11 protein-coding genes and 1 pseudogene are annotated in these 13,395 nt (G+C 72.0%); 7 read left to right on the forward strand and 5 right to left on the reverse strand.

Features of this window, described 5'->3' with window-relative positions:
* Positions 1-543 precede the first annotated feature (543 nt).
* From serS to ACZ6WH_RS20965, 4 genes are all read left to right on the forward strand, one after another.
* Positions 544-1,821 (forward strand): serine--tRNA ligase, encoded by a 1,278-nt coding sequence (gene serS, locus ACZ6WH_RS20950; protein ID WP_361553150.1) that lies wholly within the window; start codon positions 544-546, stop codon positions 1,819-1,821.
* On the forward strand, positions 1,818-2,639 hold the full coding sequence (locus tag ACZ6WH_RS20955; RefSeq protein WP_432857009.1) for an HAD family hydrolase: 822 nt from the start codon (positions 1,818-1,820) through the stop codon (positions 2,637-2,639). The genes serS and ACZ6WH_RS20955 overlap by 4 nt, the downstream gene beginning before the upstream one ends.
* A gap of 177 nt (positions 2,640-2,816) precedes the next feature.
* Complete coding sequence (locus ACZ6WH_RS20960; protein ID WP_432857006.1) at positions 2,817-3,527, forward strand: FadR/GntR family transcriptional regulator; 711 nt, start codon at positions 2,817-2,819, stop codon at positions 3,525-3,527.
* 142 nt (positions 3,528-3,669) lie between these two features.
* Complete coding sequence (locus tag ACZ6WH_RS20965) at positions 3,670-4,980, forward strand: CynX/NimT family MFS transporter (RefSeq protein WP_469729875.1); 1,311 nt, start codon at positions 3,670-3,672, stop codon at positions 4,978-4,980.
* 53 nt (positions 4,981-5,033) lie between these two features.
* On the opposite strand, the pseudogene ACZ6WH_RS20970 reads toward ACZ6WH_RS20965, so the two are convergent.
* A pseudogene (locus ACZ6WH_RS20970) lies at positions 5,034-5,699 on the reverse strand (adenosylcobinamide amidohydrolase); the annotation flags it as partial.
* Between the two features lie 34 nt (positions 5,700-5,733).
* Between ACZ6WH_RS20970 and mltG the strand changes: the two are divergent.
* Positions 5,734-6,603, forward strand: a complete 870-nt coding sequence (mltG, locus tag ACZ6WH_RS20975; protein WP_469729876.1) for an endolytic transglycosylase MltG — start codon at positions 5,734-5,736, stop codon at positions 6,601-6,603.
* Positions 6,604-6,627: 24 nt separating this feature from the next.
* Here mltG and ACZ6WH_RS20980 read toward each other — a convergent pair whose 3' ends face one another.
* From ACZ6WH_RS20980 to ACZ6WH_RS20995, 4 genes are read right to left on the reverse strand one after another with little or no spacing between them, the layout of a single operon-like run.
* Positions 6,628-7,356 (reverse strand): ABC transporter permease subunit, encoded by a 729-nt coding sequence (locus ACZ6WH_RS20980; RefSeq protein WP_469729877.1) that lies wholly within the window; start codon positions 7,354-7,356, stop codon positions 6,628-6,630.
* A 47-nt stretch (positions 7,357-7,403) separates the two neighbouring features.
* On the reverse strand, positions 7,404-8,300 hold the full coding sequence (locus ACZ6WH_RS20985) for an ABC transporter ATP-binding protein (protein WP_432864532.1): 897 nt from the start codon (positions 8,298-8,300) through the stop codon (positions 7,404-7,406).
* A gap of 11 nt (positions 8,301-8,311) precedes the next feature.
* Complete coding sequence (locus tag ACZ6WH_RS20990; RefSeq protein WP_469729878.1) at positions 8,312-9,223, reverse strand: ABC transporter permease subunit; 912 nt, start codon at positions 9,221-9,223, stop codon at positions 8,312-8,314.
* On the reverse strand, positions 9,216-10,247 hold the full coding sequence (locus tag ACZ6WH_RS20995; protein WP_469729879.1) for an ABC transporter ATP-binding protein: 1,032 nt from the start codon (positions 10,245-10,247) through the stop codon (positions 9,216-9,218). The genes ACZ6WH_RS20990 and ACZ6WH_RS20995 overlap by 8 nt, the downstream gene beginning before the upstream one ends.
* 257 nt (positions 10,248-10,504) lie before the next feature.
* Here ACZ6WH_RS20995 and ACZ6WH_RS21000 point away from each other — a divergent pair, with 257 nt between their 5' ends.
* The gene (locus ACZ6WH_RS21000; protein WP_469729880.1) at positions 10,505-11,389 is read left to right on the forward strand and encodes a M24 family metallopeptidase; all 885 of its coding nucleotides are present in this window, start codon (positions 10,505-10,507) and stop codon (positions 11,387-11,389) included.
* Positions 11,386-13,185 carry an SDR family oxidoreductase gene (locus ACZ6WH_RS21005; protein ID WP_469729881.1) on the forward strand — a complete coding sequence of 600 codons (1,800 nt, stop codon included), beginning with the start codon at positions 11,386-11,388 and terminating at the stop codon, positions 13,183-13,185. The genes ACZ6WH_RS21000 and ACZ6WH_RS21005 overlap by 4 nt, the downstream gene beginning before the upstream one ends.
* Positions 13,186-13,395: the final 210 nt, after the last annotated feature.

The following is a 13,395-nucleotide window of genomic DNA, read 5'->3' on the forward strand; positions in this document are numbered from 1 at the left end:
TTCTGGCGCGTCGCACAGTCGACAAATCGCCCTACCGACCCCACAACCGTCCACAGGCGGTCACAGCCGCCCAGCGGGGGGCTCGTCAGCATAATTCCCAGGAACAATCCTTTAGAGCGAGCAAATCCCACACGAAAGAGTACCGGAAGCGGGTTTCGGCAAGGATTTCTTCGCCCGGGATTCAGGAAACGGACTCTCCCTTTCTGACTTCCACAGCAACCACACACAGCCTGTGGATAACTTTTCCGGAGCCCCCCGAAGCTGTGGAAAAGTGGCTGTGCACAGCCCGCCAACTCCCCGCTCACACAGGCCCGAACGCCCCGGCGGAATACCTGGCCGAAGCGTCGCGGCAACCTCCGGACCACTCCCGCGCCACTCTTCCGACAGCCGCCCCGGAGGCGCACGGGCGACTCCGCCGGGGAATTCCTTCCCGCAATTCCCCGCCTTCTCAGAACACCACAAAAACAACTCCAAACCGGACAAATTGCCTCGGCGGCGAATATCGCGTCGAGCGCCCCGCCCGGGCCCCGGTAGCCTGGTGGGGTGATTGACCTTCGCCTGCTCCGTGAGGACCCCGACCGTGTGCGCGCGTCCCAGCGCGCCCGTGGAGAGGACGTCGCGCTCGTCGACGCGCTGCTCTCCGCCGACGAGCGGCGCAGGACCTCCAGCGTCCGCTTCGACGAGCTGCGTGCCGAGCAGAAGTCGCTCGGCAAGCTCATCCCCAAGGCCTCCGGCGACGAGAAGGCCGAGCTGCTGAAGAAGGCCGGCGAGCTGTCCGCCGCCGTCAAGGCCGCCGACGCCGAGCAGGACCAGGCCAAGGAGGAGACCCAGTCCCTCCTGCTGAAGCTGGGCAACCTCGTCCACCCCGACGTGCCCGTCGGCGGCGAGGAGGACTTCACGGTCCTGGAGACGCACGGCACGATCCGCGACTTCGGTGCCGAGGGCTTCGAGCCCAAGGACCACCTGGAGATCGGCCAGGCGCTGGCCGCGATCGACGTCGAGCGCGGCGCCAAGGTCTCCGGCTCGCGCTTCTACTACCTGACCGGCATCGGCGCACTCCTGGAGCTCGCGCTCGTCAACGCCGCCATCGCGCAGGCCACCGAGGCCGGCTTCACGCCGATGCTGACCCCGGCCCTGGTCCGTCCGCACGCCATGGAGGGCACGGGCTTCCTCGGCCAGGCCGCGGAGAACGTGTACCACCTGGAGAAGGACGACTACTACCTCGTCGGCACCTCCGAGGTCCCGCTCGCCGCGTACCACATGGACGAGATCGTCGACGCGGACAAGCTGCCGCTGCGCTACGCCGGCTTCTCGCCGTGCTTCCGCCGCGAGGCCGGTACGTACGGCAAGGACACCCGCGGCATCTTCCGCGTGCACCAGTTCGACAAGGTCGAGATGTTCTCGTACGTCGCGCCCGAGGACGCGGAGAACGAGCACAAGCGCCTCCTGGAGTGGGAGAAGCAGTGGCTGAACGGCCTGGAGCTGCCCTTCCAGGTGATCGACGTCGCCACGGGTGACCTGGGCGCCTCCGCCTCGCGCAAGTTCGACTGCGAGGCCTGGATCCCGACCCAGGGCAAGTACCGCGAGCTGACCTCCGCGTCGAACTGCGACGAGTTCCAGGCGCGCCGGCTCTCGGTCCGGATGCGCGACGGCAAGAAGGTGCAGCCGCTGGCGACGCTGAACGGCACCCTGTGCGCCGTGCCGCGCACCATCGTGGCGCTCTTCGAGAACCACCAGCTGGCGGACGGCTCCGTGCGCGTCCCCGAGATGCTGCGTCCGTACCTGGGCGGCCGGGAAGTCCTGGAGCCCGTCGCCAAGTGACCTCTCCTGCTGCCTCCGCGTTCCCGTACAAGCTCGTCGCGACGGATCTCGACGGCACGCTGCTGCGTCCCGACGACACCGTCTCGGAGCGCACCCGTGAGGCACTCGCCGCGGTCACCGCGGCGGGTGCCGCGCACATCGTCGTCACCGGCCGCGCGGTGCCCTGGACCCGGCACATACTCGATGACCTGGGCTACAACGGCCTCGCGGTCTGCGGACAGGGCGCGCAGGTCTACCACGCGGGCGAGCACCGGCTGCTGACGTCGGTGACGCTGGACCGGCAGCTGGCCGGCCTGGCGATCGCCAAGGTCGAGGCGGAGGTGGGCCCGTTGTACCTGGCGGCGAGCCAGGACGGCCTGGACGGCTCCGTCGTGGTCGGCCCGGGCTACCGCGTCCAGGAGGGCCCGCTGGCGAACGTCCTGGTCGACGACGTCGCCGACCTGTGGACCGACCCGATCAACAAGGTCTACATCCAGCACCCGGAGCTCTCGGACGACGCGCTCGCCGCGGCCGCCCGGGAGGTGGCGGGCGACCTGGTCGGCGTCACCATGGCCGGGCCCGGCATCGTCGAGCTGCTGCCCCTCGGGCTGAGCAAGGCCACCGGTCTCTCGCTCGCGGCCCGCAGGCTGGGCGTCAAGGCCGCCGACACCATCGCCTTTGGTGATATGCCGAACGACATCCCGATGTTCGGCTGGGCCGCGCACGGTGTGGCCATGGCCAACGCGCACGACGAACTGAAGGCCGTCGCCGACGAGATCACCACCTCGAACGCGGACGACGGCATCGCGGCGGTGCTGGAGCGCTTCGTCACTGTCTGACCCCCTGTCCGACATCACTGTCCGGCTGTCCGACATCACTGTCCGGACGTCACAGTCTGGCCGGTGGGCGACCCCGCCCGCAGTTTTCCACAACCTCCTGTGGACAACTGCCGAGTGAGCTCGGTTGTAGGATGACTGGGCAACCGGGTGAATATGGCGAGTGGGCGAGGAGCGGGCATGACGTTGCAGGCCGCCGGGCGGCAGTCGCTGGTGGACACCGTCGTCGACGCGCTACGGGCGCAGCTGAGCGCCGGCGAGTGGCGGATCGGCGACCGGATCCCCACCGAGCACGCGCTCGCCGAGCAGCTCCAGGTGGGCCGGAACACCGTCCGCGAGGCCGTACGGGTGCTGGTGCACGCCGGGATGCTCCGCTCCCGCCAGGGCGAGGGCACGTTCGTGGTCTCCGCCGCCGATCCCGCCGCGATCATGCGCGGCGTACAGCGGTCGGGCGTGCGCGACGTCCTCGAAGTGCGCATCGCGCTGGAGACGGAGGCCGCCCGGCTGGCGGCCCTGCGGCACGAGCCGGCGGACCTGGAGCGGATGCGGGCCGCGCTGGACGCACAGCGCGCCCTGGAGGACGCCGAGGGCCGCCCCGCGGCCGGCAGCCTGGAGCGCTACGCGGACCACGACATCGCGTTCCACCAGGCCGTCGTGGGCGCCGCGCACAACGCGGCGCTGAGCGCCACGTACGAGTGGTTCAGCAGCTCCGTGCGCGAGGCGCTGGTCTCGGGGCTCGGCGACCGGGAGATGCCGCAGCTGCTGCACGGCGACCACCACGCCGTCCTGGAGGCGATCGCCTCGGGCGACCCGGACGCCGCCGAGGCGGCCGCCCGCACGCTGCTGGACCGGCCGAAACGCGCGGTGGAGGCGCTGCTCGCCGAACGGTGAGCCACGCCGCGTGCGTACGCGTCCCCGCGACCGTACCGGCAGCCCCGCGGCCCGTAGGCCCGTACGGGAGCCCCGATGGCCGCCGCCGTCCGGCCGCGCCGAGCACCGGACCCATCCCCACGGACAGGAGAGTCACCCCACCATGCCCGGGACCCGCCCCGAAGCCCCGCCGGCCGCCGGTACGCCGTCGCACGACGGCACGCCGCTGATCGACGCCGAGGAGGACCTGACGCCGGCGCCGCCGCTCGCCACGGCCCGCCGCCGGCTGCGGACGCACCCCGCCCTGCTGCTCCTCGGGATCGTCCTCGCGTCCCTCAACATGCGGGCCGCGCTCGCCGGGGTGTCCCCGCTGCTCGGCGAGATCGGCGACCACTTCGGGCTGAACGCCACCGCCAGCAGCCTGGTCACCGTGATCCCGCTGGTCTTCATGGGCCTCGGCTCCTACGTGGCACCGAAGCTGGCCGGGCGCTGGGGCACCGAGACCGTCCTGTTCGGCGCGCTGCTCCTGCTGTGCGCCGGCATCGTCGTCCGCGTCGCGCCGCCGCTGGTGGCGCTCTTCGTGGGCTGCGCGCTGGTCGGCGGGTCCATAGCCCTGCTCAACGTCCTGATGCCCGGGCTGATCAAGCGCGACTTCCCCGACCGGGCCGCGCCCATGACCGCGCTGTACTCGACGGCGATGATCCTCGGCGCGACCGTCTCCGCCGCCACCTCCGTGCCGCTGGAGAACGCGCTCGGCGGCTGGCAGGGCTCGCTGGTCGCGTGGGGACTGCTGGCCGCAATCGCCGCGTGCGTCTGGCTCCCCCAGGTGGTCATCGCCCGGCGCGGCGCGCGGCACGGGGTGGCCGCGGCCACCCCGAAGCACACCGTCGAGACCGGTCCGAAGCTCGGCCGTTCGCCGCTGGCCTGGCAGGTCACGCTCTTCATGGGGTCGCAGTCGCTGATCGCCTACGTGGCCATCGCCTGGCTGCCGACGGTCTTCACCGACCACGGGATGGACAAGGCGCAGGCCGGGCTGGTCTTCGCGTTCAGCACGCTGGTGCAGATGGCCGGCTCGTTCGTGGTGCCCGTACTGGCCGGCCGGATGCGGCGGCAGCGGCTGCTGGCGGCCTGTGTCGCCCTGCTGATGGCGCTCGCCTGCGGGGGCCTGCTCGTCGCGCCGGTGGCCGGTGCGTGGGTGTGGGCCGCGCTCCTCGGGGTCGGGCAGGGCGGTGCGCTGGGCCTCGCGCTGACCATGATGGTGCTGCGGGCCGGCGACCCGCACACCGCAGCACGGCTGTCGGGCATGGCCCAGACCTGGGGCTATCTGCTGGCCGCCGTCGGCCCGTTGGCGCTGGGCGCGGTGCACCAGGTGACGGACGGCTGGACGCTGCCGATCGTGCTGCTGCTCGTGGTCTGCGCGGGGCTGGTGCTGCTGGGGCTGGGGGCCGGCCGGGACCGCCGGATCGGCGCCTGACCTTCCTGGGGCAGCGGGGCGGTCTCCTTCCTGGGGCCGCCCCGCTCCTGTTGCAGAGCGCGCAGCGTCGCTTCGTGCACGGCACGTGCCAGCCGCGCGCCCCAGAGGGAGCGCGGCCCGGCGAACTCCTCCACGGGCTCGCCCGGCCGCGGTACCCGTGCGGCGACGCACACCGCGTCCGTAGGCGTGCCCGAGGCGTCCGCCCCGTGGTCGAGCAGCGCCTGCACCTTCGCCTCCGTGGCCGTCATCACGGAGTTGACCAGAGCGGCGTCCCCCAGTGCCACGGGCAGCGCCACGAGGATGTTGATCGTGCCGGGGCGGTACGGGGAGCCCGCCGCGCCGCACACCGTGTCCTCCGTCGCGGCCCACCCGCGCACCCCGGTGCCCGCCGTGACAAGCGCCCGAGCACCCTCGTCGTACGCCGACGCGCGGGTGGACAGGATGTCCGCGGCCGTCATCATGCCGACCCCGGGCCCTGTCGCCCCCGCCGCCGCGGCGATCTCCGCGAGGTGCGCCTGCGGGTCACGGCGCGTATAACCGTGCGCGACCTGGGCGTTGAGCACCCAGGAGCGAGGACCGGTACCGCCGCCGAGTACCGCACTGGAGATCATCCGGTGCCCCGGGCCCGGCCGCCACAGAAGCGCGGGCAGGTCCTGGCCGTCGGTGGTGTCGCGGTGCCGAAAGGTGCGCACCGCGAGCGGCGGTATCTGCGTGGTCACTCACGCACCCTATGGTCTGCCCTACCTTGCCCTCATGAGCGATGTGCACGATACGCAGCACTCCGGTGGCCGGCGCAGCGCACGCGTCACCCGGCGGGGACGGCTCCTCCTGACCGCGGGCGCCGCCGTCCTCGTCGTCGGCGTCGTGCTCCTGCTGGTCCTCCTGCCGGGCGACGAGCAGGACGCACGGGCCGAGAAACTGACCCTCCCCGAGGGCCGGCGGGCCTCCCAGGCGTACGCCGCCATCGACAAGGCGCTCCGCGTCGCCCCTGGGACCACCCGGAAGGCGGCCAAGAGGGCCGCCGAGGCCCGGAATCCGGCCAACCGGCTGCGGCTGCCGTCCGAGGCGAAGGGCAACCCGGAGGGGTACCTCTACCCGGCCACGTATCCGGTCGACGAGGAGACCACCCCGAAGAGCCTGCTGTCCTTCATGGTGAACACCGCGCGCCAGAAGTACGCGGCGGACGGCCTGCCCCCGACGGCCCGGCCCGGCGGCCTGAGCGCGTACGAGACCGTCGTGGCGGCCTCCGTCGTGCAGGCCGAGGCGGACACCCCGCACGACATGGGCAAGGTCGCACGGGTCATCCGCAACCGGCTCGACCGGGGGATGCCGCTCCAGATGGACTCCACCCTGAACTACGGCCTGGGCCGCTCCACCCTCAACACCAGCCACGCGGACACCCGTACCAACAGCCCGTACAACACCTACCGGCACAAGGGGCTGCCGCCGACGCCGATCGGCAATCCGGGGCAGGACGCGACGCGGGCCGCGATCTCGCCCCCGAAGGGCGACTGGCTGTACTTCGTCACCGTGCGCCCCGGCGACACCCGCTTCACCGCCGACTACGAAGACCACCGCAAGAACGTACGGGAGTTCAACGAGGCCCAGAAGAGCAGCGGATAGGCGGTCCCTGAGGGGCAGCGGGAGCTACTCCTCGCCCGCCAGCGTCAGCGACTTGAGGCGGCGGGCCGCGTACCAGGTCGCCGCGCCGGTGACCACGATGAGCAGCACGACGGCGGGCACGAGGCCCACGTCCGAGGTGATCGCGCCCTCGGCGCCCACCTTCTGGGCCAGCGCGAGTGCCCACTGCTGGACGCTCAGGGTGCGTGCCCCGGGGACGAGGTTGCCGAAGACCGCTTCCCAGACCAGCGCGTAGACCAGGCCGATGACGACGGCGTGCCGGGAGACCGTGCCGAGGAACAGGAAGAGGGCACTGTAGGCGACGGAGGCGACCGCGGCGGCGAGCGCGTAGGCGACCGCGATCTGCTGGCTGTTGCCGTTCAGCACGAAGCCGGCGATCAGTACGGGCACGGCGGAGAACGCGACCGTCACGCCGATCGCGACGAGCAGCTTGGTGACGATGACCGTCGACCGCCGTACGGGCTTGGCCAGCAGGTACACCACCGACCCGTCGTCGATCTCCGGGCCGATCGCGCCGGTGCCGGCGATCACGCCGACCAGCGGCACCATCGTGGCCAGCGCGAAGCCGCTCAGGAGGGTGTTGGCGGTGGCGTCGTCGGCGCCGGTCAGGGCCCGTACCGCGATGGCGATGACGAGCAGCATGACGGGCAGCGCGATGAGGATGGCGGCGCGCCGACGGCCGAGCAGCGCCCGGTAGGTCAGCCGGGCGACGGTGGGGTGGAAGAGCGATGACATCGCGTCAGGGCTCCTTTCAGGTCGTATGCGACCGCTTCGGGACGGCTTCAGGCCGCTACGAGATAGGAGAAGACCGATTCCAGCGACTCGTCCGACGGCGAGACGGTGTGGAGCCGGATGCCGTGGTCGCGGGCGACGCGCGGCAGCAGGGTGGTGAAGCGGCCGAAGTCGACGGCCTGGATGCGCAGTGCGCCCTCTTCGAGGTCGACCTCGATGCCGGACGTGGAGGGGTCGGCGATCAGCGCGGCGGCCAGCGCCCGGTCGTCGTCGGACCGTACGAGGTAGCGGTGCGGCCGGTCCGTCATCAGGCGCCGGATGCGGCGGAAGTCGCCGGAGGCGGCGTGCCGTCCGGCCACGATGACCTCGATGTGGGACGCGAGCTGCTCGACCTCTTCGAGGATGTGCGAGGAGAACAGCACGGTGCGGCCCTCCTCGCCCATCTGCCGCAGCAGCTCCATGAGCTGCATCCGCTGGCGCGGGTCCATGCCGTTGAACGGCTCGTCGAGCAGCAGCACCGACGGGTCGTGCACGAGTGCGGACGCCATCTTCACGCGCTGCCGCATGCCCTTGCTGTACGTGGAGACGCGCCGGTCCTGCGCGTGCTCCATGTCGACGGTGGCCAGCGCGCGGGCCGCCTCCTTGCGGCCCAGGCCGTGCAGTTCGGCGTTGGCGAGCACGAACTCGCGCCCGGTGAGGAAGTCGTACATCGCCTCGCGCTCCGGCACGATGCCGATGTCGCGGTAGATGGCCTCGTTCCGCCAGGTCGGGCGGCCGTCCAGGGTGACGCTGCCGCCGGAGGGCGCCAGGAAGCCGCCCATCATGTTGAGGAGCGTGGACTTGCCGGCGCCGTTCGGGCCGAGCAGTCCGGTCACCCCGGGACCGATGGTCATCGTGATGTCGTTCACGGCCACCACGTTCCCGAACCAGCGGGAGACGTTGCGCATGTCGATCGTGGTCACAGTCCGGCCTTCCGGTAGCGGCGCATCAGGAGGGCGAGCGAGCCGGCGATGAGGCCCAGCACGACGAGGAGGTGGACGGAACCGGCGGCGGTGGACAGGCCGATCCCTTCGGGCGCCGCGCTGGCCGCACCCAGGAAGGTGCTCTGCACGCCGTCGATCAGCGTGATCGGGGAGAACAGCCCCAGCCAGCCGACGAGGTCGGTGTTGCCCTGGACGATGGCGACGCCCCGGACGGCGGTGACCGCGGCGTACGGGATGGTCAGGACGGCGATCACGGCGGCGACGCCGAAGCCGCGGCGCGGCGTCAGCGCGGCGATGACCAGGCCGATCGCGGCGTACAGCAGCGAGAGCAGCGCCACCGAGACCAGTGCCTGCCCGAAGTTCTCGGTCTGCTCGGCGAAGTCGAGCTTCGCCAGCAGCGCGCCCACGTACAGGATCAGCAGCGGCAGGGCCGTGAGGAGGAACAGCGCGCAGCTCATCGCCGCGTACTTGGCCGCCACGTAGTCGGCCCGTTCGATCGGTCGTGAGAAGTACAGCGGCACGGTCTTGAAGCGCAGGTCGCGGGAGACGGACTGGGGCGCCTGCGCGGCCAGGAACAGGCCGATGACGGCCTGCAGGTAGATCGCGTACCGGGTGGGCTCCAGCGGGAGGTCGTGCGCCTTGGTGAAGACGGTGACCGCCACGAGGATCGCGGCCGGTACGCACATCACGGCCAGCAGCATCATCGGCAGCACCTTCGTGCGCGCCGAGCGGCCCAGCCCGTAGGCGCCGCGCAGGCTCTGTACGAAGAGCGAGCGGCGGGCGTACGCACGGCCCAGCCGGGCGCCGTCGTAGTGGCGGTAGCCGATGTCGTGGATCGAGGCGGCGGGGCCCGGGCCGCCCGCGGGGACGGTGGTGGACTCAGGCATCGGGGGCTCCTGCGGGGGCTGCTTCGTGGGCTGCGGGGCGCTCGTCCCTGGGGGCCGGGGCGGTGTCACGGTCGTCGGCGCGGTCGCGGAAGACCTCCGCGATGCGGTGCCGGCGCTGTTCCATGCGGACCAGGCCGAGGCCCAGTTCGGCGACCGTGTCCCGGACCAGGTCGTACGTCTCCTCACCGGTGGCCTCGACGTACAGCAGGCGGCCCGTGGCGGCCGGGTGCCCGTCTCCGGGGCCGGACGCCGGGCCGGTCACCGCGCCCGCCGCGGTCAGCGCCTCGCGCAGCGCGCGCAGCCCGTCCGGGTGCGCGTCGGAGTCGGTGACCTCGATGGCGAGCGAGGTGGTGGCCTGGGTGAACTCGTCCGTGGCCGAGGAGCGCAGCAGCTTGCCGCCGTCGATGACGACGACGTGGTCGCAGGTGCGCTCCAGTTCCCCGAGGAGGTGCGAGGTGACGAGCACGGAGATGCCGAAGTCGCGGTGGACGCGGCGGATCAGGCCGAGCATCTCGTCGCGGCCCGCCGGGTCCAGGCCGTTGGTGGGCTCGTCCAGGAAGACCAGCTGGGGGTCGTGGACGAGCGCCTGGGCGAGCTTCACCCGCTGCTTCATGCCGGTGGAGTAGCCGCCGATGGGGCGGTAGCGCTCTTCGTAGAGGCCGACGTGGCGCAGGGTGTCGGCGGTGCGCTCCCGGGCGGCGGTCGGCGGCAGCCCGGACATCCGCGCCATGTGGACGACGAACTCGGTCGCCGAGACGTCCGGCGGCAGGCAGTCGTGTTCGGGCATATAGCCGACCCGCTCGCGGATGGCACCGCCCTCGGTGGCCACGTCCAGGCCGAGGACCGCGGCGGTGCCTTCGCTGGCGGGCGACAGGCCCAGCAGGATCTTGATCAGGGTGGACTTTCCGGCGCCGTTGGCACCCACCAGGCCGGTCACGCCGGGGGCGATGTCAACGGAGAGCCGGTCCAGGGCGGTCACCCGCGGGTACCGCTTGCTGAGGCTTTCGGTCGCGATCACAGTCACACGTCGACGGTAGTGTCGCCCGCCACACCGGGCGTCACCCCAGACGGCTGGATGTTTCTCCGACTCCAGGCGTAGCTCCCCGTAGGGGGTCGTGCGGGGAGCCGAGGCGCGGACGGTCGGCAGCCGGCCTTGTGATCATCCGTGGCCGGCGGGGAAGTTTTCCACAGGCCGGTGACGGACCCTTGACGCAGCCGTCGACCATTGTCACATTCATCAGTGTCAAGTTACGCGCACGTACCGCGACGGAACGGTTGGCGATGACCACAGCAGCGACCGCGAGCACAGCAGCGACCAGGAGCAGGCCCGGAGTCTCGGCGACGAGCGCGGACCTGCGGGGGTTCAGGGAGGTCCAGCGGCTGGCGTACGCCTGCGCCGAAGCGGTCGCCGCCCAGCTGAAGCCGGGGGTGACCGAGCGGGAGGCGGCCCGCATGCAGCGCCGCTGGCTGCGCGAGCGCGGCGTGACCGACTGGTTCCACCTGCCCTTCGCCTGGTTCGGCGACCGTACGGCCTTCGCGAACTTCCGCGTCCCGCTGCAGTTCTTCCCCACCGACCGGGTGCTGGAGCCGGGGATGCCCTTCATCCTCGACATGGCCCCCGTGTACCAGGGCTGCACCGCCGACATCGGGTACTCCGGCTGCCTCGGCCTCAGCCCGCTGCACGACCGGCTGCTCGCCGACCTGGAGGCGCACCGCGAACTGATCCTGCGCGAGGTCCGCGAGCGCCGGACGCTGCGCGAGATCTACGAGGACGTCGAACGGCTCATGATCCGCCAGGGATACGCCAACCGGCACCGCGCCTATCCCTTCGGCGTGATCGCGCACAAGGTCGACCGGGTGCGTCAACGCCGCTGGTCACCCACGCTGTTCGGGTTCGGCACCCAGTCGCTCAAGGGGCTCGCGTCCGACGCGCTGCACGGCCACCGCGAGGGCTGGTCCCCCCTGTGGAGCCCGTACCGCTTCTCCGACCACCCGCCGCGGCCCGGGCTGTGGGCGGTCGAACCACACCTCGGATTCCGGGGCGTGGGCGCGAAGTTCGAGGAGATCCTGGTCGTCACCGACTCCCGGGACCCCGAGGAGAGCGCCTTCTGGCTGGACGACGACCTGCCGCACGTGCGGCGCTGGCAGGAGGAGAAGGCGGCGTGAGCAAGGCAGTCGGCGAGAGCGGGGAGGCAAGCGTGAGCACGGCACTGGAAGGCGCGCGGGAGCGTCGGATCGCGACGGGCGGCGTGGAGCTGTGCGTCGCTGAGCTGGGCGATCCGGCCCGGCCCACGGTGATGCTGGTGCACGGCTATCCGGACAGCAAGGAGGTCTGGTCGCGGGTCGCGCCGCTGCTGGCGGAGCGCTTTCATGTGGTGCTGTACGACGTCCGTGGCTGCGGGCGGTCCACGGCTCCGCAGCCGCTGCGCGGCGGGTACACCCTGGAGAAGCTGACCGACGACTTCCTGGCGGTGGCCGACGCCGTCAGTCCGGACCGGCCCGTTCATCTGGTGGGGCACGACTGGGGCTCGGTGCAGTCCTGGGAGTTCGTGACGGTCCAGCGCACCCAGGGGCGGATCGCCTCCTTCACTTCGATGTCCGGCCCGTCCCTGGACCACTTCGGGCACTGGATCAAGAAGCGCATGGCCCGCCCCACCCCGCGCCGCGCCGCCCAGCTGCTCAACCAGGGCGCCAAGTCCTGGTACGTCTACATGCTGCACACCCCCGCGCTGCCCGAGCTGGCGTGGAAGGGCCCGCTGGGGAAGCGCTGGCCGAAGATCCTGGAGCGCGTCGAGAAGGTCCCGGCAGGGGACTACCCCACGGCCTCGCTGCCCACCGACGCGGCGCACGGCGCCTGGCTGTACCGGGACAACGTCCGGGCCCGCCTGCGCCGCCCGCGGGCTGACGCGTACGCGCACTGCCCGGTCCAGCTGATCACGCCGACCGGTGATGCCTTCCTCTCGGAGCGGCTCTACGACGAGCTGGAGCAGTGGGTGCCGCAGCTGACCCGCCGCACGCTGCCCGCCAAGCACTGGGTGCCGCGCACCCGCCCGGACCAGCTGGCCGCCTGGATCGAGGAGTTCGTCACGGCCAAGGAGGAGGGCGATCCGGCCAAGGAGGTCGCCGCGCGCGGACGGTACGCGGACCGGTTCGGCGGCCGACTGGTGCTGGTCACGGGCGCGGCGAGCGGCATCGGGCGGGCGACGGCGTTCGCGTTCGCCGAGGCCGGCGCGCGGGTGGTCGCGGTGGACCGGGACGCCGAGGGCGCGGCCCGTACGGCCGACATGGCTCGGCTCATCGGGGCCGGCGGCGCCTGGGCGGAGGCGGTGGACGTCGGCGACGAGGCCGCGATGGAGAAGCTCGCCGAGAAGGTCGCCGCCGAGTACGGCATCGTCGACGTCCTGGTGAACAACGCGGGCATCGGCCTGTCCGGCTCCTTCCTGGAGACCACCTCCGAGGACTGGAAGAAGGTCCTGGACGTGAACCTCTGGGGCGTCATCCACGGCTGCCGGATCTTCGGCCGGCAGATGGCAGAACGCGGCCAGGGCGGCCACATCGTCAACACCGCCTCGGCCGCCGCCTATCAGCCCTCCAAGACCCTGCCGGCGTACAGCACCTCCAAGGCGGCGGTGCTGATGCTCAGCGAGTGCCTGCGCGCGGAGCTGGCCGGCCGGGGCATCGGGGTCAGCGCCATCTGCCCCGGTCTGGTCAACACCAGCATCACCTCGACCTCGCACGTCGCCGGGGTCTCGCCCGAGGAGGAGAAGCGCCGTCAGACCAAGGCCGCCCGGCTGTACGGCATACGCAACTACCCGCCCGAGAAGGTCGCGGACGCCATCCTGCGCGCGGTGGTGCGCAATCAGGCGGTCGTGCCCGTCACCCCGGAGGCCCGTGGGTCGCGCGCCCTCTCCCGCTTCGCGCCGCGTGCCCTGCGCGCGCTGGCCAGGATCGAGCCGCTGTAGGGGAGCGAGCGTGTCGGTAGGGCGGCCCGTGCGGGGTCGCGAGCCGGGGTGGCGCGACCGGTGCCGGGCGTTGGTCGCGCCGGCGCGGGCAGCCGTACCATCCCTCGCAGGAACGGGCTCCGCGCAGGACGGCCCTGTACCTCGCCCACTTCCCCGCGCCACCCCGGCCGCCGGGGGAACGGGCCGGGCGGCGCGGGCCATCTCGTGAGG

This window comes from Streptomyces sp. NPDC050806 (assembly GCF_055586425.1).